The sequence below is a fragment of the Pseudomonas sp. 1121_17 genome, from assembly GCF_052850745.1.
In genome coordinates, this window is sequence record NZ_VXCX01000001.1 from 654,697 (window position 1) to 671,437 (window position 16,741).

Here is a 16,741-nt window from a genome sequence, read left to right on the forward strand (position 1 = left end):
TGGGTAGAAACCTATGGATGCTGAGAGCATACCAGAGCCACCGCAGGCCGCGACACAGAGAGTTTGACAGCGTGTTTCATTACGGTATTATGGCGCCCGCTGTATACGGAAGCGTGGCCGAGTGGTTTAAGGCAACGGTCTTGAAAACCGTCGATGGGCAACTATCCTAGAGTTCGAATCTCTACGCTTCCGCCATATTCAAAGCCCTGATTATTCAGGGCTTTTTGCTTTTCTGGGGTAGGTAAAACCGACCTGTGAAAACACTATTGAAGATGGTTTATTTCGGAAGCGCTTCCGAAACTTTCTTTATTTGGTGGGCTTGGCGAGTGCTCCGACTCGGCGATAAACCCGCTCGGTGATGTCGCCCTTGGTGTGTCCCAGTAGCAGGCTGGCGTGGTCGACATCGGTGATCTCGGACGCCGCCTTTGGGCGAATGTCGCGGAATTGGAACTGGCTGATCCTGCCTGCCAACACCTGGTCGCCGGCAGCGACTGCTGCCTTGACCGCCTGCTCCCTGGCATCGTCCCAGCGATGGCGAAGCATCGGCGCCGTGACCCGTCTGCCGGTATCTGTGAGGAGCAGGTACGGCGAGCCATGCGATCGGTTGCGCTCCAGCATCTTCCTGATCAGGGCGCCTAGGCTGCTCTCCACGCCATCAACTTCCAACATGATCCGCAGCTTCTTGTGGGTCTTTTGCTGTTTTACGCCGAGAGCATTGCCCTCGATGTCGTCCCGCCTCATCACCAGCACGTCCGCCGGACGCTGGCCCGTCAGATACGCCAAGTCCATGGCGTCCTTCAGCTCACCCACAGCCTTCGCATATACCGCGTTCCAGATCGAGTCGTTCGCGTAGAAGTCCCGTGGAACCTCTTTGTTCTTGCGTATCCCCTGGCACGGGTTCTCGTTTGTGGTGAGTCCCCATTCCCGAGCGATGTTGAATATGTGCGACAGGGTGGCAATTTCGCGGTTCGCCCGGACCGGCGCTGTCCTAGCGTCGCGATACTTCGCCACGTGCGCTGGCGTAATCCCGTCGATTGGCGCCTTTTCGAAGTAACTACGAAGCTGGCGAATCTCAGCCAGGTTGTCCTTCTGAGTGCGCGGCGCCTTCTTCGGGATGACATCGCGCTCATACCGATCGAAGATTGCGCCCATGGTGACTAGGTCCTTCGGTTTCTCCTTCGCCTCCAGTTCTGCCCACTTCAATCTCGCCAAGCTCAGGTCGGTGCCCAGCGGGATTTCCTTCCCTTCCTTATCGCGGAAGTAGTAGCTGACCCACGCCTTTCCCGGGTTTTTCTTGCTCTTGCTGGTTCGCTTGCGCCGGTAAACACCCGGCGGCAAGTCCCTATTCTCGGTGCTCCTTGGGCGCATTTCACCTCACCTTCGAAATGTCTGGTGTCCACGCTGGGGCGGCTGGCGGCGGTGGCTTCATCGACACCACTTCAAGGGTCACGCCCAGCTTCATGCGGACGTAGTGGCGACCAACCAAAGGCCGCCCGCTTCGGGTTTCAACGAATACCCAGCCTCGCTCTTCGAGCCAGCGGCGCTGGTAGCCCCTGGCCTTGTAGCCGGTCAACTCGACCAGCTCTTCGTCCGAAAGGATCTCGGTTTCCATGGGATGGTCTCCACGCCACCAGTGGCGGCAGGTTAGTGGTCAGGCCAGCTCCGCCAGCGCGAACACGATCCCGCGGCAGTAGGGCTGTCCGTCTTCAACGACTTCGAAGGTCGCATGCGGGATGTCGGTCTTGTAGGTCCAGCTGTAGCCGTCCTCCTTGCACCACAGCGCCTCGATCGCCTTGGCTGATTTATGGCGCTGCACGTACTCGGCAATTTCTTCATCGCCATCCAAGCAGTCCCGGTCGGGCAGCACGCCATCTGCGTCAACGAAGGCAGTACCGCCGTCGTAGCAGCCGATCTCCTCGCGGCGGGCGCCGTAGAACTCCATCAGGTCGTCGCTGGCGCCGCAGAGGATCACCAAGCCAGCGCTCTGTGCTGCGACGATCAGCGAACCAGGTATGCGTGTTGGGTACTCGAGGCCGGTCAGTTGGGCGGCCAATTCTTCTTTGGTCATGGCAATAGCTCTCCGTGCCCGCGCATGTCGGCGGGCTTGAGTAGTAGGGGGAGGGGTTACAGCAGGTGGGCGCCGGCTTCGAGCATGGCATCGGGGTCTTCGCGGAGATTGTCGCGCTCTTTTGCAAGGCTCTGGATCTCGCGGTGCAGGTACTGGGCGATGGATTCGCCGCAGCGCAGGTCGCCTGGGATGGCTCGGCCCTTCAGAGCCGCCTCCAGCTCATTGAGAGTGAATTGCTCGATCATTGCTGCTTCTCCGCGGGAGGATGAACCGGGCACGGCCAGCGCAGTGAGCCGTCGCCAATCGGACAGGAACACACTTTCTCCTCGGGCGGCTGCGGCGGCTTCCTGCGGTACCCATCAGCGTGCAGGTCCTCCGCGATGCCGAGAAGCCCTCGCTCACTGTCCCGGTTAACCATCCAGTTGAAGATCGTCTCTATTTCACCGGCCGCGATTTCTTCGGGTGTGATGAAGGGGCGGAAGCGCTTAGCCTCGAAAATTGATGCCATACCGCACAGCTCAGTGATCTCACCAGCCACCTGGTCTTCACGCCGCACGACATAGGTGCAATCGGACAAGAAGACAACGCGCACCTTGTGCCAGCTCTCGAAGTTCGCCGCGTGCGCCCAGTTTGAGTTGTACTCGCAAATGGTCCCTTCGGGCGGGATGGATTTACCGTGCCAACTATTGTTCACAGCTCATACCTCTCATCAATCCAGCGCCCAGGCGCCAGTGCGGGTGTAGGTCCTGAATCTTTTTCGTGCGGGGAGAGCTGGCGCTCGTTGCCGGCCTGTTGCCTGGTCTTGCGCTTGATCTGGCTGTCAGGAATGCAGCTCAGCCCCGTGGCGGTGTACCAGCAGGTGACGCCGCGCTCGTCGTCGTGGAAGGTTTCGACGCCCCATGGCAGGGGCTCAGCGCTGGCGCCGGTGGCCAGCAGCAGGAGGCAGAGGGCGAGGCGGGTCATGATCTGCTCCCGATCGCTGCGGCAGCCTCAACGATTGCCCGGCGAGTGGCCCGGAATGGATCATCGCCGTGGTAGATGTCGAACTCACCAAAGCGCTCAGCATCCACAACGGTGTACGCGTCCGTGTCGCCGTCGAACGGCTCGACGATGTGGATCTGGATGCCCAGGCGATCACCGCGGCCCATCAATACGGCCACCCGCAGTGCGTCGCCGTCGTTGATCAACGGGTTCCAGTGAGCACTCACACCCGACTGACCCTTCAGGCGGAAAGGCCACTTTCGATCGCGGCAGGTGCATGGTTCAATCTCAAGGCGTGCGGCCTTAGCGGCCAGTTTGAGAAGTTCGAGATCGTGTTCGTCTACTTCGGACACAGGCATTCCTTGGCCGCCATATCGCGGCAGAAAGTTGTACAAATTATTGATTCGGGTACAAGTTTTTAAGCCGGTTGTCTGATTCAGATCAGACTTCGGCCATTACCAGTTGATAACGTCAGGGGTAGCGCTATGGTCGAGTAACACTCACAAGACCAAAGTCGTAGGAGAACGACATGAGAATTAGAGGCGACGTTTTCTGGGAGTGGGCGGACCCTACGCTTCATCATCGGACCCATGACGAGACCCTTGATGACGGCACATTCATAGACGTGCAGGTCAGGTTGTCGCGCACTGGCAGTACCCAGATGTTTATTGGCGTCTACTCCCCGGGCGGGCAGGCGCTGCATGAAGAGGCGTTCAATTCACGGCCGGGCGAGTCGATGACCAGAGCATTGGCCTGGGGCGTGGGGCTTGCTCGCCGTATAGCAACTGAAGGTGCTCCTGCAACTGACCGCCTCGCCGCTTCGAAATAGAGGGGAGAGGGGTTACGCCGGGGTGGAGTACAGATGTGCTCTTTGCGGCGCGTCGCTTACTCGCCCTCGTTGGCAAGGGCGTTCAGGCGCTGAAATGATGTGCCCGGGATGCCGTGTCCCCGCTCATCGGGCGGCACATCTTCGTCGCGCAGGTCGTAGCGCTTGAGCAGGTCAATCAGCTGGCGCTGGTCGTGGATGGCCTGGATGCAAGGGCGTCCCGGTAGATCGTCTGGCTTCTCGAAGCAGATCCGGTCATAACCGTTGCCGCCTACATGCCAAGCGATAACGGGTCTCGGCTCTGCGCTGGCGGACAGGGCGGCGTCGATACTGTTGATGTAGTGACGGATAGAGCCACCTGGGTCTGCTGCCAGCTTGCGAAGCAGCGCATCCCGCTCGGCCAGCTTGGCTTCGGACTTCACCTCACCTGCAAGCCGCTTGCCCAGTTCATCGCGGTATTGTTGTTGCGCCTCGGCCAGCTGGGCGCGCAGGTCTACCAACTCAGTGGTAGAATTCGGCAGAGTCTTGCGCAGACTTTGATTCTCGGCGCGCAGCCGCTCAACCTCGGCAGTCAGCGTGTCTACCTCTCCCAGTAGTTCGGCGTTGTGCTTTTTGATTTCGCCAACCTCGGCAGGATCGGCGCGGGTGTAGAGCGCCGTCTCCGTAAATGGCTCTTTGCACTCGCGCCAACGGGTCTTAGTGTAAACGTGCGGCCCCATATGGCCGTCCATTTCATACATCCAAAACGCCGGCTCACCCTGCGCCGGACGGGTGTAGAGCGGGCCAAGCTTGGCGATTTCGTCAAGGCAGGCGTTCCATTGCACTGCGCCGGGATCATCTCTCCAGTCTGCTGTCATTTCGTCACGCCGCTCGGGCAGCGCCACCGGCTCGCCCTGGTGCTGCTCGGCTGGCTTGGCGAGTAGCTCGCGCAACTCCGGCAGCGCAGCCATGGCCACCGCCGTGTTCTTTCCGAGGTCGAGCCGCTCCAGCAGCTCGCGCGGCGCTAGGACCATCTGGTTATTGCTCATGCTCGATTCTCCGATTGATACCTTGCCTGTCGCTTCTTCGAGCAGGCCTTGTGGTTGCCGTGGGCGCGACTACCGCCGCACTCGTCGCATACATTGGATAGCGTGAACTGGGGCATGCCGACTCGGGGCCGGGAGTAGGAGCGGGGGATGGGCTTCATGCTGCCTCCATTGCAGGCGCCGCCCTCGCCGGGGAGGCGTGATAAATTTATGCTCGAGGTGCGTTAACTGGCATTCGCGCGGAGGTGGACAATGGCTGGATGGGTACTGGAGTCAGCGCATCGTTATGCAAGGGCAGCTGCGTTGCTTAATAGGGAGGGACTCACTTTTGAGAGTGAAGTGAACGCCGCCTTGTCGATTGAGTTAACGCTGAAGAGTCTGTTGGCTATTCCTGTGGAGAACGAGAGGAAAGGAACAGTCATGCAGCAGTACAGCGCCCGACAGCCTGGTTTCAGGGGAGGCCATAATCTGTGGCAGCTCTACAAGCTCGTACCTTTGCACGCAGCGGAGGCGTTGGGCCTGGCCGCTCTAGAGGAACTGTTCGAGCTGAAGCAAGATACCTTCATGGGGCTGCGATACATCTATGAAAAAGGCGCTCCGAGTGGTTCATCGACACTGCTGCTAGATGCAGCGCGGTGGTTGATCCCGCAAGTAATCGTTTATTTCGCTGATCGTGGGGACCAGGATCGGTGGATTCAGTACATGCGTGCTGACCCGGAACGGATGCGTATCGTTTAAAGGACCATGGAAGGCGCTGGCGGGCAGCGCGGGTCAGGCGGCTTTGCGTTGCTGGAGGATTTGCTGGCGCGCAGCTTCAAGCTCGCTTGCCATGATCTCCGTGGCGCCTTCGACCTGGTCGCCGTCATCGCTGAGCTTGAATCCGAGGTGCAGGTACACAGTGCCGTCTAGCTCGAAGAACACCCCACCGCTGAGCCAGATCGTTCCCCAGTCCAGGCCTATGGCCTTCCATGTTTCATCGGCGCTGATTCGTGCCGGGCAGTGCTCGAGCCAAAGAGCCTTGAGTCGGTCATGCTCAGCCTTGATTGCAGGCCTAGCCTCCTTGGCTGTGCCTTTTGGGATCTTCGCGGCGGTGCGCAGCGATCTGTAACCGTGATCATCCGGCCGACACCAGTGCACATCCAGATCCCGGCTGGCGCTGATCTTCACGCCGCCGACGTACTTGTCGTTTCCGCTGTACATCGGGGAGCCTGGCCCGCCGAAGATCTTGGTCATCGCCTCGCGCTGTAAGTGGAAGGCCTTGAGTTTCTCATCCCAGGCGCGCACGGCTTCGAGCACGGCCGGGCAGGTGGTCTTGTAGTGGTAGCTGGTGCTCATGGCTTTCTCCATGCATGCGCCGCCCTCCGTGGCCGGATGCGGCATGGTGGAAATGGGGTTTGATGTCACGGCGAGCAGTCACGAAAGCTTTATTAGCGCTGCAAGCTGCTTGTCCGTGAGGCGGTCGGCACCGTGGATCAGGCGAGTGATGATGTCCTGGTCTTCTTCGATCTCGGCGCGGGACATCACTCGCTTAAGCGCGCTGTCAGTGTTGTGGTAAAGGTCCGTGACAATGCGGCGTGACAGCAATCGGGCTTCTCGCTCCTCCGCAGAGAGCTTGTCCCGCTCGCGCTGTTCTTGCTTGCGCAGGGCTGGCGATTTCGCCATGTTCGATACCTCCCAAGCCGCTGGGCGGCAGATTTATGTGCTGCTGGCGCCGGCCGTGCCGGACGCGCGCGGTGATTCGTTTCATAGCTTTCGCTTCGCCTTCTTCTCGGCGGTCGTAGGGAAAGTGAGGTTGAATTCCCGCAGGATTCGAGATAGCTGCTTGTAGGAGATCCCCAGCAGCTCGATGGCGTCTTTCCTTTTCAGGCCCGCGTCGCGGTAGGCAACGAGCTTCTCGGCCTTTCTCCTGTCCTCAATGGGGTCACTGAGCTTTCTGCCGAGATTGCCCTTTCCCCGCCGGGGGTCAGGCTGGAATTTGAAGCCTCCGTCAGCGGCATAACGCACCAGAACGCCCTGGCATATGCCGGTGTGAGCCATTGCCTGGGCATAGGTCATTGTCTTGGCGAGTTCGCGAATCTCTGCAATCCGCTTGAGGCGAGCGGCCGTCTTCTTGTTGACGGGCTTCTGGGCAGCATCGCCGAGCTGGCCAGGTTCGCGGCGGGCGGGCAGCGGCACATTCCCGGCCCCAGGCAGCACCTCAATCGCTCCGCCATGAACGATAAAGCTATCAACGCTCGAACTCAGCCAGTCGCGAGCGATCTGGCGCTGATCCGGAATGTTTTGGCCAATCACTGCAGGCCTCTCTTGCTGGCGGCGCCGGCCTCCATCGCTGAGGCGAAACGCAGAGCGGCCTGATAGCTGAATGCGAAGCCCAGCACCGAGTCGGTGGCCATGTCGACTACATCCCAAGCCGGTCCTTTGCTGACCACCTGGTAGCTCGGCGCGCCGATCTTCGCGCGGGTCTCGGCCCGCAGCGTGCGGCTGTACTCAAGCAGAGCCGCGAGCACAGCCAGCTTTTCCTGAAACGCAGGATGCATGATGGTTTGCATGGGTGATCCTCGGTGGGTCAGGCGTGAAGTTCGAAGGCCTCAGCCCTGCGAACGATTCGAACTTGGGCGGTGCGGCGCTCGGGTGCGCGGCGATCGCGTCGGATGGGGTCGCCGTCGTTAACTGCTGAGTGCATGGCCATGATCCCGACCAGCAGGATGCAGAGCGGGCTGATGATCTGTTGGCGCATTGCCTTGGTGACGGCTTCGATGCGCCTGCCGGCTTCCAGCTTGAACAGCGCGGCCTCGATGCGGTTGGCCACGGTGCCCGGGCTGACCGTCATCTGGCGGGCGATCTCTTTGGTGGTGAGGCCTTGGGCCACCCACAGGATTGCTTCGAGCTCGCGGGGAGCCAGCGCCTTGCCGAGCTGGCCAATCCATGAGCCGCAGGTGATCGTTTCCATGAAGTGTCTCTCGGTGGGCTGCATTGGTCGTGACGCTCGCTGCCGTTACCTCCCGGACCAAGGGGAGGGCGAACGCCACGACCGATGCAGCCTGGTGATGGGGAACCAGGTAGATCGGGCAGTTATCGTCAGGCTGACGCGGCGCTGGTTGTTCAGCAGTCGAACGGTGGCTTTTCGCCGATACGCTTCAGCTTTTCTTGCTGGAATGCCTCGGCGATATCGAACGCCTTGGCTGGTGCCACGCTGTGGTCAGTCCCTCCTTGACTCAGCAAGCCGATGAGGACCGCCATTGCATAACCTTCAAGATCTTCATATTCCGCGCGCTTCATAGCTTTGCTCCTGGTTGATTTCCCGTCTGGCCTTGTCGCCAAGGCCAGCCAGTGAAATCTTGCTTCCGCCCCATGCCGTTGCCGCGGCTATCCCCACCTGGCCGGGTCACACATTTCGTGTTCGGTGTTCTTCCCGGCTGGCTGCATGGTTTGGCGTCCTCCGATGGCGGAGTCCGGCAGCTATCCAGAGGCTGCATGGTCGACGACTTAGCTTGTCCCGACCCAGGTGATGGCCTGGGTGCGTCGAGGTGGTCACGTCTGGTTGTGTAAAGAGCGGTAGCCGCCAACTCAAAATCGTTTCAAGGGGGCGTCTGTCTGGCTGAAATATAGGGTAGCCTTTATTTTGAGTCAACAGGTATACCTTTATTTTTTCAGTGGGGCGATAAAAAGCCCGCTCGGAGCGGGCTTTTTGTTGGGGATAACTAGTGCTATTCGACTCGGGGCTCGAACCCCTGCACCTTGGCATTGAAAACGCTGACCCCTCTGTTCCTCATGTTGTCACACCAACTGTGTATCCCGCAGTCAATCGAAGCCTTGATTGCGTATTTTCCGTCGCCGAGACTCTGCTTGATGACCTGGCCATTCATGAAGCCAACTTTAGAGGTCGGGAAGGTCTGTATGAACGTATCGCTAGCGTTCATCACCCTCATGCGCGTAACCATCTGGATGCCGTCAATGGCTCTCGCCCACATCCTAGAGCACTGCTCTTCCCCTTTGCATATTGGGGTCGGTGTCATCTCTGCAGCAGTCAGGTCAGGCTTCTTCGGTTGCTGCGCGCAACCCGCGATGGTCACGAAAGCAGCCAAAGCATAAGCAATTTTTCTCACTGGTTCCTCCTTGAAAGTCGACTTTAGTAACGCCCCAAGACTTTGGAAGGCGCTAAGATATTCCCCACGTAGTGGATCTTGGATATCTCACTCCAAGGGATCGTGCGGCGCTCGCCATAGGCTGCATTGACTGACATCAGGCTCACGCCATCTTCGTTTTCGAAGAGCAGTTCTTTGACCATGCTCTGATCATCTGTCGTGGTGACCATTACGTACTCACCCGGCACAAGCCTGTGGTTTGGCTCGCAGATCGCAACCCATCCATTTCGGATTGCTGGCGCCATTGAGTCACCCTTCAAGCGCAATGCATAGGCGTCCTCGTCTCTCGAGTACGTTTCGACCCAGCCTTCGCCGATGTCTAGGCCTACCCAGTATCCCTCGGGCCCTAACTGCGCTGTCCCCACTATGTCGATCCTTCTGGTCGTAGAAAGGATAGGAGGGCCAGGCTCTACGTTTGATTTCTGTGCAGACAGCATTGGGCCTGCACCCTCAGAGAGCCAGACAGGACTGACGCCGCATATGGTCGCGAATTTAACCAAGTGTCCGCTGGTTCGAGTCAATCCACGCTCAATCTCAGAGATAGATGACTGCGCTATTCCTGCGCGCTCGGCCAGCTGCACCTGGGATATTTTGGCGTGCTTCCTAGCCTGTTTAAGACGGTCTTTGAGTTCCATGGGCGTGAAGATAAAGGCTTGCCTTTGATCTTGCAAAAAGGTATGCCTTTGGCCTAGCATAGAGGTATACCTTTATTTCGGCGGTGGTTCATGAAGAGTTCCATTCAGCAATTAATCGACCACTTCGGTTCTCAGCAAGCTACTGCCGACGCGTTAGGGGTCAAGCAGGGAACCGTGAGCGGATGGTTTCGCGGGGTTCATGGCGTAAGCGCTGAGGTTGCAATCCGCGCCGAGGTAATCACAAAGGGAAAGGTCAGGGCCATAGAGCTAAGGCCAACCCTTGCGAATCATGCTGCTTAGCGGCGATGGGTTAATGATGCAGTCGCCCGCCGCTGTATGCCAGATCAAAGAAACACCTGCTGATCCATCCAGTACCTAAATCGCAGACGAAAAAAAACCGCCTGGCAGGGCGGCTTTCTCTACAGCACTTATACGGATTTGAGCATGACAAATATCGTCCCACTTGACAAGTCCAGGGGGTTCACCCGGATGGACAACCAGCTCATGGATGGCTTGCTTGCCATCGATCTCCCTGCTCGGGAGATGAAGATTGTGCTGTACGTGGCCAAGGCCACAATCAACTTCGGTGCAGGTGCCCAGCGCATCCCGGCTACCGACATCGCGAAAGCCATCCACGCACATCCTGACACTGTCTCGAAGGCGGTCTCCAGCCTCCTGCGCCGCCGCGTGTTGTTCAGAGACGGCGGTGCTCGAGGTGACATCGGCGTGAATGACCCGAAAGACTGGGTGTACGTTGATCCGAAACAGACCAAAACAGCCGAGTCGGCCCAGGTGGTCCGAATCGGCGAAGAGTCGAAACAGACCAAAACCGCCGAGTCCCTTCTTTATTCTAAGAATCTAACCCCCTATGTAAATCTTCCTACGGAAGATATTACATGCCCCCCCAGCGATGAACCGCCGGCACCGGCTAAGGCTGACCGCAAGGCGCCTTTCGGGAAGGCCGCCATGCTGGCCGACAACCCGCATGGCCTGGACGAATCACTGATCGCTGATTACCTCGTAGTCCGCAAAGCCGCCAAGGCCCCGGTGACCGCCAGGATCTGGGCCACCCTGAACTCCAAGCTGGAGCAGTGCAAGGCGTTCGGAATTCAGCCTGCCCAGGCTCTGGAGATCGCCGTCGAGAACGGTTGGCGAGGCTTCGAAGTTGAGTGGGTGACCAAGCGCATCTGCGCCCAGTTGCCTGCCAAAGCCAGCCCCAACAGCCGCCACCACGGCTTCAGCGACCGCGACTACACCGACGGCCTGACCGAACTCGAGGGGGGCGTATATGCGATCTGAATCGGTGATCACCATGTCCGACGTGCGGAATGCCGCCGGTTTCCGTGTCCAGCCTGCACACTGCGAGCATCACGGCGACTTTGAGCAGCGCGTGACCGTGCTGATGGGTCGCGAAATCGTAGGTCGTTGCCCTGAGTGCGAGAAGGCCGCCATTGCCGAGCGAGAGGCGAAGCAGCAGGCCGAGGAAACCCGCCTGAAGCGCGAGGCCATGACCCGCAAGCTGGGTTCGGCGCTGATCCCGAAGCGCTTCGCCGACCGCACTCTGTCCAACTACCGCGTTGAGCACGAAGGGCAGCGCAAAGCCCTGGCCTACTGCTCGCGCTACGTGGCCGCTTTCGAGGAGATCGAGCGTACCGGGCGCTGCCTGATGCTGTTGGGCAAGGTCGGTACCGGCAAGACCCATTTGGGTGCTGGAATGGCCAACGACCTGATGCGCAACACGTCAGCGACAGCCGTCTACCGGACCGTGGGTGCGATCCTGCAAGCCATCCGCGCGACCTACGACCGCAACAGCGAGCAGTCCGAAGCCGACATTCTGGCGAGCCTGATCGAGCCTTCGCTCCTGGTGCTGGATGAGGTCGGCGTGAGCAAGGAGCAACCGAGCGAATTTGAGCTGACCACCCTGTTTTCAATCATCAACGGCCGTTACGAGCAGATGCGCCCCACTGTGGTGATCTCCAATTTGGAGCCCGGCCAGCTGCGGCACGCCATGGGCGAACGCTGCTACGACCGTCTCCGCGAGGGTGGCGGGGTGGTGGTGCCTTTCGAGTGGGAATCCCACCGCGGCAAGGAGTCGGTATGAGCACGCTCCTCGCTCCTGATCCGTCCACCTACCGCTACGCCCTCTACTGCCAGAGCCACCTGCTCGGACTATCCGACGCTCCCGCGCCGCCCATTGCGCTTTATGGCAGCAGGGAGATTGCTACTGCCCACGGCAAGCTGCTGTGGCCGAGCACTTACCTCGTCATTGATCTTCATGGAGAAGACAGCCCATGCGGCAATCGAAACTGACCAACGCCGCGCGCGGCCGGGATTGCCAGGTGCGCATCCCGGGCGTTTGCAACGGCAACCCTGAAACGACAGTTCTGGCGCACTACCGCATGGCGGGCACCTGCGGCGTCGGTTCCAAGCCGCACGACTTGCAGGGTGCCTGGGCCTGCAGCGCCTGCCATGACGCATGCGATGGTCGCAGCAAGGCCGTCGACCGCGATACCGCCCGCCAGTACCACGCCGAGGGCGTAATGCGCACTCATTCGCTGCTGATCAACGAGGGGGTTTTCGTCGCATGAAACCGCCCGCCATCCGCCCGTTCAAGTCCAAAACTCCCCTCGCCAAGCCAATCGACCGAGAGGGGCAGGAGCAGGCCGCCCTGATGCGGGAGATTGAGCTGCGCTACCCAGAGGTTTTCGAGCTGATCTACCACGTCCCGAACGGTGGACATCGGGTGAAGGCTGTTGCCGCCAAGCTCAAGGCTCAGGGCGTGAAGGCCGGTATTCCTGACTTGGTGCTGCCGATGGCACGCGGCGGCTACTTCGGCCTGTACATCGAATTCAAGGCGACCGTGGAGCCTGCGCCGGTCTCGACCAGCCAGAAGGACTGCCTTCGCCGGCTGAATGCCCAGGGCTACCTGGCTATTGTGTGCCGTGGGCACTTCGATGCCATGGAGCAACTGCGGGCGTATCTGGTGTTGCCGGCCACGGTGGCCGCATGAGCGCGACCCGAGCAGTAAAACTCAGCGAGGCCGAGATCCGCCGGCAGGCTGCCGATGTGTCGGTGCGCGATCTGCGAGACCCGCGTCACCCCGGCCTGTACCTGCGTTTCTGGACCAGTCGCGAGCGTGGCACCTGGCACATGGTCACCGGCAAGCGTTGGGAGCCGATCGCCCATTGGCCGGAGTTGAGTGTTGCCGATGTGCTGGCCGAGCTGCCTACGCTGCGGCGGCGGGTAATGCGCGACTCAGCGGCGCCGGTGGCGGTGTCCGGCATGGCGACCGTAGGTGAGCTGCTGGACTGGTATGTCGACCGGATGCTGGACGACCGCTCGCTCTCCACCAAGCGCAAGGCCGGCGCCCGATCTGCCGTGGCCCAGCACCTGCGCCCACGACTGTCCGGCCTGGCCATTGCCGAGGTGAGCGCCGAATCGCTGGACAAGCAGCTGATGTGGCCGTGCCAAGCCGATGTGTCGCTGTCCTACCTGCAGCAGATCTTCGCGCTGCTGCTGATCGCTTTCCGCCAGGCGCACACGCTCGGCATGATCGGGCGCAACCCTATGGCCGGGATGCGCTTCAAGGATTTCACCAAAGCCCGTGTCAGGCCCAAGGCAGCGCGACTGCGTGACGTGCAACTGCCTGAGCTGATGCAGCAACTGGCCAAGGCTTTCGAAGATTTCCCGGGCGGTGCCATGCTGGCTCTCATGATGCTGGCCCATGGCACCCGGATCGGCGAGACCCGCATGGCGCGCTGGGCGGACATCTCGCTGGCTGCGTCCGAGTGGTTCATCCCGGCAGCCAACACCAAGACCCGCACCGAGCACCGCCTGCCACTGACCAGCCAGCTCAAGTCGCTGCTGACCCGCTACCGGGCCATGCAGCAGAGCCAAGGCTACAGCGGCGCCTACCTGTTCCCGAATCGTCGAGGCTTGCCGTTGAGCGAGACTCAGGCCAGCAACGTATTCACCCGGTTGGGGCAGGGCGCGTGGACCAGTCACGATCTGCGCAAGGTCTCCCGCAGCACCTGGACCGACCTCGGCATCGACGGGCACATCGGCGAGATGCTGCTCAACCATTCGCTGGGCAAGATCGCCAGCACCTACATCCACACGCAAGCCATGCAGCAGCGCCGGGCAGCCTTGGAGAAGTGGCACGGCTGGTTAGACAGCATCGGTTTTTCCGCCATTCACGGCCTTACAGAGACCTTATTTGAATTTTCACAGAATCGCGTGCAGCCCACGGGCGGCGAGGCTCCAAGCGGTCTTACTGAATTTGTTACTAGCGAGGATTCGAAATGACCATTGCTGACTTCGCATACCAGGCATCGGGCCTGCTGCTGGCCTACTACATCGGTTGGCTGCGTGCTCATTACACGGTCGCTGCCGAATGCGAGCGCCTGGGTGGCTTCTATGTGGGGAACAAGACGTTCCGCTGCGTGAAGGTTGAGGGCTCGAAAGCATGAGCAAGAGCCACGGCCCGGCGCTCAAGAAGGAAAGGATCGTCCTGACGCAGTGCTACGACTGCCGAGGAAAAGCGGTCATCAAGGGCGTCTTCTATGAGCTGCCCTGCGGACTGTGCAATGCGTCGGGGTGGGTCTCTGCGGTGACGGGCCGACCGCTGCCGCTGGAAGAACTTGTAACGCAGCTGGGTCTGCGAGTGCGTGAGCTGGAGCAACAGGTTGATCGCCAGCAGCCACCGCGCACTGAGGGCCCAGATGCGCAGTACCAATCGAATAACCGCCGCGGCGCCGGCGGCACCAACTACACCGGGGATTGAGGGGAAGGACATGAGCCATTTGGAACGAAGTGCCGAGGAACTGCTGGAGCATTGGGGCAGGTGGGTTGTGCTGGGATCGGGCGTGTCGTGCTGCGCATCGAGGGAGAACACTGTTCTGGACCCAATCATCACGGACGACGAGGCGCTGTTTGTTGACCGCCTGGTTGGTCGGTTGTTGAAGCGCTATGCCGAGTGCGGGGCTGTGATCATGAAGTACTACACCTCGCGGGATACTTCTCTGCGTGACGTGGGCAAGAAGCTTGGCTTCGGCGAGGAGAAGACGCGGCAGTTGTGGAAGGCAGGCGTGGCCTGGATTGATGGTGCATTGGAAGTTCGGCGTGAGGCCGCTTGACATCCCCGGTCCCGGTCCGTATCTTTCGTGTTACTTTGCGGTAGGTGCGCGAGAGCAAGTCCACCATCACCGACAACCACCTTAAAGCCCTGGCATACGCCGGGGCTTTTGCGTTTCTGGAGCAGTGCTTATGGCCGAGCCAAGTACCGGTGCCCTCGCAGTGACCGGCGTACTTGCCAGCGTCAGCCTCGGTGCTGCATTCCCCCAGCTGGATCTCGCTGCATTGGTCGGCGCGTTCGGCGGGGCTTTCTTCTACGTCGTGTTCGCCAAGGACATGAGCACCTGGCGCCGCGTTGGCTATCTGCTCACTGGCTGGATCGGCGGCTACTTCGGTGCAGCTGAACTGATGGGCCGGGCCTGGACCCAGACCGCTGGCTTCAGCGCCTTCGTATGCGGCGTGCTCTGCGTCGTCACATTCTCTGGCCTGCTGGAGTGGATGCAGACTGGCCGCATGCCGACATGGCTGCAGTGGGTCTTCCGCCTGCGAGCCAGGAAGGAGGGTTGAATGGTTGCTGTCATCCAGGCCGCGCTGTGTGCCGTCATCTTCGTGATGATCGGGCTGCGCTACCGGCCATACCCAGATGCTCGGTACAAGCTGAGCGTATCGCTGATGGCGTGGGCAGCCTGCGCTGTCACCGGCATGCAGTGCGTCAGCCTGATCGGCCGCATGGTGCTGCATGATGATTTCGCGGATGCGTCCTGGTTCAACACTGCGTTCTACCTGCTGGCAGCTGTACTGGTATGCCGGGCCAAGGGGAACGTTGCCAAGATCCTGCGCGTGGACTGATCCGCGCCACGAAATAGACATGCGCCGTTTCGTGGCGCGAGGGCACGCAATGATCACACTTACTGACATCAACCGCCGACAGCACTTCTTGGCACCGACCGCGATTGCCCGAGTGCAGGAGGCCGGCACCAGTTCGCAGTGGCACGGCGTCTGCGCCATCGTCCACACGTTCGACGGCCAGATGCTGGAGGTGCGCGAACGCGCTTCTGACATCGCGCGAGAGGTTGGCATGCGGAAGGTTGATCAATGAAGACCGAGCTGACTGACCAAGAGGCCAAGGTGGCTCGACTGCTCGCTGACGCTTGGGATGAGTATCTGAAGCTGCCGATCGAACATCCGCTTGAGCAGCATGAGTTCTGCATGGCTATTCACCAAGTGCAGGACATGGTCCTCGCTCGGTGCGGTCGCCGAGCACTCAACCGTCCGAGGAAGCGGTAACGATGGCCTGCAGTGGATGCGCCGCCCGGCGCGAATGGATCACTAAGTGGATGAGGGTAGCCCGTGAACGAGCAAGCAATCTCTTTGCTCCAGCAGATCCTGGATCAGCAGCAGAAGCAGACCTGCCTGCTCGAACAGATCGCGACCCAGAACCTGGCGTTGATCGAGGCGCTGGCCGACGGTGATGAACCAGACCCAGATGCACCACCGCTGACGTACATGGACGGCTCACCATGCCGCTGAGGCCGCAGCGACCTTGCCGATCCTCAGGGTGTCGGGCACTGCATCGGAATGCCAGCGGCTACTGTGATGGCCACGCTGATCAGGTGAAGAGCTTCGTTCGCGAGAAGCCTCGCGAAAGCTCGACAGCTCGCGGGTATGGGTACAAGTGGCAGCAGGCCCGCGCCGGGTTCCTGGCCAAGCATCCTCTGTGCATCAAGTGTCAGGCCCGCGGCCTGGTGGTCGTGGCCACGGACGTTGACCACATAGAGCCTCACAAGGGTGACATGGCGGTGTTCTGGGATCGAAGCAACTGGCAGGCCCTGTGTGGCCCGTGCCACTCGACCAAGACGGCATCTGAGGATGGTGGATTCGGAAACTCACGCAGAAATTGATCGGAAATCGACCAATAACGACGTAATCGAGATGAATTCTCGTTTAGGGGTGGGGGAGGGTCCAAAGTTCAGGCCTTTTCGCTTCTA

At 60.3% G+C, this 16,741-nt stretch carries 34 protein-coding genes and 1 tRNA gene; 19 read left to right on the plus strand and 16 right to left on the minus strand.

The window, feature by feature from the left end:
• Positions 1 to 107: 107 nt before the first annotated feature.
• Positions 108 to 195 (plus strand) — tRNA-Ser (locus FW789_RS03000).
• 111 nt (positions 196 to 306) lie between these two features.
• Here FW789_RS03000 and FW789_RS03005 read toward each other — a convergent pair.
• Genes FW789_RS03005 through FW789_RS03035 form a run of 7 tightly spaced genes read right to left on the minus strand, consistent with a single transcriptional unit; the run spans position 307 to position 3,402 of the window.
• The gene (locus FW789_RS03005) at positions 307 to 1,368 is read right to left on the minus strand and encodes a tyrosine-type recombinase/integrase (RefSeq protein ID WP_446430856.1); all 1,062 of its coding nucleotides are present in this window, start codon (positions 1,366 to 1,368) and stop codon (positions 307 to 309) included.
• A gap of 1 nt (position 1,369) precedes the next feature.
• Positions 1,370 to 1,612: a DUF4224 domain-containing protein gene (locus FW789_RS03010; protein ID WP_446430857.1), complete on the minus strand. Its 243-nt coding sequence runs from the start codon at positions 1,610 to 1,612 to the stop codon at positions 1,370 to 1,372.
• Between the two features lie 39 nt (positions 1,613 to 1,651).
• Positions 1,652 to 2,068, minus strand: coding sequence for a hypothetical protein (locus FW789_RS03015; protein WP_446430858.1), 417 nt, complete (start codon positions 2,066 to 2,068; stop codon positions 1,652 to 1,654).
• A gap of 56 nt (positions 2,069 to 2,124) precedes the next feature.
• Positions 2,125 to 2,313: a hypothetical protein gene (locus FW789_RS03020; protein WP_446430859.1), complete on the minus strand. Its 189-nt coding sequence runs from the start codon at positions 2,311 to 2,313 to the stop codon at positions 2,125 to 2,127.
• Positions 2,310 to 2,762 carry a hypothetical protein gene (locus FW789_RS03025; RefSeq protein ID WP_446430860.1) on the minus strand — a complete coding sequence of 151 codons (453 nt, stop codon included), beginning with the start codon at positions 2,760 to 2,762 and terminating at the stop codon, positions 2,310 to 2,312. The genes FW789_RS03020 and FW789_RS03025 overlap by 4 nt, the downstream gene beginning before the upstream one ends.
• The gene (locus FW789_RS03030; protein WP_446430861.1) at positions 2,759 to 3,031 is read right to left on the minus strand and encodes a hypothetical protein; all 273 of its coding nucleotides are present in this window, start codon (positions 3,029 to 3,031) and stop codon (positions 2,759 to 2,761) included. Before FW789_RS03030 ends, FW789_RS03025 begins: the two co-directional genes overlap by 4 nt.
• Positions 3,028 to 3,402 carry a hypothetical protein gene (locus FW789_RS03035; RefSeq protein WP_446430862.1) on the minus strand — a complete coding sequence of 125 codons (375 nt, stop codon included), beginning with the start codon at positions 3,400 to 3,402 and terminating at the stop codon, positions 3,028 to 3,030. Before FW789_RS03035 ends, FW789_RS03030 begins: the two co-directional genes overlap by 4 nt.
• Before the next feature lie 176 nt (positions 3,403 to 3,578).
• On the opposite strand from FW789_RS03035, the gene FW789_RS03040 reads away from it, so the two are divergent.
• Complete coding sequence (locus FW789_RS03040; RefSeq protein WP_446430863.1) at positions 3,579 to 3,878, plus strand: hypothetical protein; 300 nt, start codon at positions 3,579 to 3,581, stop codon at positions 3,876 to 3,878.
• A 56-nt stretch (positions 3,879 to 3,934) separates the two neighbouring features.
• Here FW789_RS03040 and FW789_RS03045 read toward each other — a convergent pair whose 3' ends face one another.
• Positions 3,935 to 4,903: a coiled-coil domain-containing protein gene (locus tag FW789_RS03045; RefSeq protein ID WP_446430864.1), complete on the minus strand. Its 969-nt coding sequence runs from the start codon at positions 4,901 to 4,903 to the stop codon at positions 3,935 to 3,937.
• A 249-nt stretch (positions 4,904 to 5,152) separates the two neighbouring features.
• On the opposite strand from FW789_RS03045, the gene FW789_RS03050 reads away from it, so the two are divergent.
• Positions 5,153 to 5,638, plus strand: a complete 486-nt coding sequence (locus FW789_RS03050; protein ID WP_446430865.1) for a hypothetical protein — start codon at positions 5,153 to 5,155, stop codon at positions 5,636 to 5,638.
• Positions 5,639 to 5,671: 33 nt separating this feature from the next.
• On the opposite strand, the gene FW789_RS03055 is transcribed toward FW789_RS03050, so the two are convergent.
• The 8 genes from FW789_RS03055 to FW789_RS03090 form a co-directional block, all read right to left on the minus strand.
• Positions 5,672 to 6,235, minus strand: coding sequence for a hypothetical protein (locus FW789_RS03055; RefSeq protein ID WP_446430866.1), 564 nt, complete (start codon positions 6,233 to 6,235; stop codon positions 5,672 to 5,674).
• A gap of 78 nt (positions 6,236 to 6,313) precedes the next feature.
• Positions 6,314 to 6,562, minus strand: a complete 249-nt coding sequence (locus FW789_RS03060) for a hypothetical protein (protein WP_446430867.1) — start codon at positions 6,560 to 6,562, stop codon at positions 6,314 to 6,316.
• 81 nt (positions 6,563 to 6,643) lie between these two features.
• Entirely contained in the window at positions 6,644 to 7,192 is a 549-nt protein-coding gene (locus tag FW789_RS03065; RefSeq protein ID WP_446430868.1) for a hypothetical protein, read from the minus strand.
• On the minus strand, positions 7,189 to 7,449 hold the full coding sequence (locus FW789_RS03070; RefSeq protein WP_259073177.1) for a hypothetical protein: 261 nt from the start codon (positions 7,447 to 7,449) through the stop codon (positions 7,189 to 7,191). Before FW789_RS03070 ends, FW789_RS03065 begins: the two co-directional genes overlap by 4 nt.
• Positions 7,450 to 7,466: 17 nt before the next feature.
• Positions 7,467 to 7,850 (minus strand): response regulator transcription factor, encoded by a 384-nt coding sequence (locus tag FW789_RS03075; RefSeq protein ID WP_446430869.1) that lies wholly within the window; start codon positions 7,848 to 7,850, stop codon positions 7,467 to 7,469.
• Positions 7,851 to 8,002: 152 nt separating this feature from the next.
• Complete coding sequence (locus tag FW789_RS03080) at positions 8,003 to 8,179, minus strand: hypothetical protein (protein ID WP_181106599.1); 177 nt, start codon at positions 8,177 to 8,179, stop codon at positions 8,003 to 8,005.
• Between the two features lie 428 nt (positions 8,180 to 8,607).
• Positions 8,608 to 9,006, minus strand: coding sequence for a hypothetical protein (locus FW789_RS03085; RefSeq protein ID WP_446430870.1), 399 nt, complete (start codon positions 9,004 to 9,006; stop codon positions 8,608 to 8,610).
• 23 nt (positions 9,007 to 9,029) lie between these two features.
• The gene (locus tag FW789_RS03090; protein WP_446430871.1) at positions 9,030 to 9,680 is read right to left on the minus strand and encodes an XRE family transcriptional regulator; all 651 of its coding nucleotides are present in this window, start codon (positions 9,678 to 9,680) and stop codon (positions 9,030 to 9,032) included.
• A 90-nt stretch (positions 9,681 to 9,770) separates the two neighbouring features.
• Here FW789_RS03090 and FW789_RS03095 point away from each other — a divergent pair, with 90 nt between their 5' ends.
• From FW789_RS03095 to FW789_RS03170, 16 genes are all read left to right on the plus strand, one after another.
• Positions 9,771 to 9,980 (plus strand): Cro/CI family transcriptional regulator, encoded by a 210-nt coding sequence (locus FW789_RS03095; protein ID WP_446430872.1) that lies wholly within the window; start codon positions 9,771 to 9,773, stop codon positions 9,978 to 9,980.
• Between the two features lie 144 nt (positions 9,981 to 10,124).
• On the plus strand, positions 10,125 to 10,979 hold the full coding sequence (locus FW789_RS03100) for a replication protein (RefSeq protein ID WP_446430873.1): 855 nt from the start codon (positions 10,125 to 10,127) through the stop codon (positions 10,977 to 10,979).
• Entirely contained in the window at positions 10,969 to 11,781 is an 813-nt protein-coding gene (locus FW789_RS03105) for an ATP-binding protein (RefSeq protein WP_446430874.1), read from the plus strand. Before FW789_RS03100 ends, FW789_RS03105 begins: the two co-directional genes overlap by 11 nt.
• Positions 11,778 to 11,990, plus strand: coding sequence for a hypothetical protein (locus FW789_RS03110; RefSeq protein WP_446430875.1), 213 nt, complete (start codon positions 11,778 to 11,780; stop codon positions 11,988 to 11,990). The genes FW789_RS03105 and FW789_RS03110 overlap by 4 nt, the downstream gene beginning before the upstream one ends.
• Positions 11,972 to 12,268 (plus strand): DUF1364 domain-containing protein, encoded by a 297-nt coding sequence (locus FW789_RS03115; RefSeq protein WP_446430876.1) that lies wholly within the window; start codon positions 11,972 to 11,974, stop codon positions 12,266 to 12,268. Before FW789_RS03110 ends, FW789_RS03115 begins: the two co-directional genes overlap by 19 nt.
• Positions 12,265 to 12,690 (plus strand): VRR-NUC domain-containing protein, encoded by a 426-nt coding sequence (locus FW789_RS03120; protein WP_446430877.1) that lies wholly within the window; start codon positions 12,265 to 12,267, stop codon positions 12,688 to 12,690. The genes FW789_RS03115 and FW789_RS03120 overlap by 4 nt, the downstream gene beginning before the upstream one ends.
• Positions 12,687 to 13,985, plus strand: a complete 1,299-nt coding sequence (locus tag FW789_RS03125; RefSeq protein ID WP_446430878.1) for a tyrosine-type recombinase/integrase — start codon at positions 12,687 to 12,689, stop codon at positions 13,983 to 13,985. Before FW789_RS03120 ends, FW789_RS03125 begins: the two co-directional genes overlap by 4 nt.
• On the plus strand, positions 13,982 to 14,149 hold the full coding sequence (locus FW789_RS03130) for a hypothetical protein (protein WP_446430879.1): 168 nt from the start codon (positions 13,982 to 13,984) through the stop codon (positions 14,147 to 14,149). The genes FW789_RS03125 and FW789_RS03130 overlap by 4 nt, the downstream gene beginning before the upstream one ends.
• A complete protein-coding gene (locus FW789_RS03135) occupies positions 14,146 to 14,463 on the plus strand; it encodes a hypothetical protein (protein WP_446430880.1) in 318 nt (105 codons plus the stop codon). Before FW789_RS03130 ends, FW789_RS03135 begins: the two co-directional genes overlap by 4 nt.
• Positions 14,464 to 14,473: 10 nt before the next feature.
• Positions 14,474 to 14,815, plus strand: a complete 342-nt coding sequence (locus tag FW789_RS03140) for an antiterminator Q family protein (RefSeq protein WP_446430881.1) — start codon at positions 14,474 to 14,476, stop codon at positions 14,813 to 14,815.
• 130 nt (positions 14,816 to 14,945) lie between these two features.
• The gene (locus FW789_RS03145) at positions 14,946 to 15,320 is read left to right on the plus strand and encodes a putative holin (protein ID WP_446430882.1); all 375 of its coding nucleotides are present in this window, start codon (positions 14,946 to 14,948) and stop codon (positions 15,318 to 15,320) included.
• Positions 15,321 to 15,602, plus strand: a complete 282-nt coding sequence (locus FW789_RS03150; protein ID WP_446430883.1) for a phage holin family protein — start codon at positions 15,321 to 15,323, stop codon at positions 15,600 to 15,602.
• A 19-nt stretch (positions 15,603 to 15,621) separates the two neighbouring features.
• On the plus strand, positions 15,622 to 15,852 hold the full coding sequence (locus FW789_RS03155) for a hypothetical protein (RefSeq protein ID WP_446430884.1): 231 nt from the start codon (positions 15,622 to 15,624) through the stop codon (positions 15,850 to 15,852).
• The gene (locus FW789_RS03160) at positions 15,849 to 16,040 is read left to right on the plus strand and encodes a hypothetical protein (RefSeq protein WP_446430885.1); all 192 of its coding nucleotides are present in this window, start codon (positions 15,849 to 15,851) and stop codon (positions 16,038 to 16,040) included. The genes FW789_RS03155 and FW789_RS03160 overlap by 4 nt, the downstream gene beginning before the upstream one ends.
• A 63-nt stretch (positions 16,041 to 16,103) precedes the next feature.
• Positions 16,104 to 16,283 (plus strand): hypothetical protein, encoded by a 180-nt coding sequence (locus FW789_RS03165; RefSeq protein WP_446430886.1) that lies wholly within the window; start codon positions 16,104 to 16,106, stop codon positions 16,281 to 16,283.
• The gene (locus tag FW789_RS03170) at positions 16,274 to 16,654 is read left to right on the plus strand and encodes an HNH endonuclease signature motif containing protein (protein ID WP_446430887.1); all 381 of its coding nucleotides are present in this window, start codon (positions 16,274 to 16,276) and stop codon (positions 16,652 to 16,654) included. Before FW789_RS03165 ends, FW789_RS03170 begins: the two co-directional genes overlap by 10 nt.
• The last annotated feature ends 87 nt before the right edge of the window (positions 16,655 to 16,741 follow it).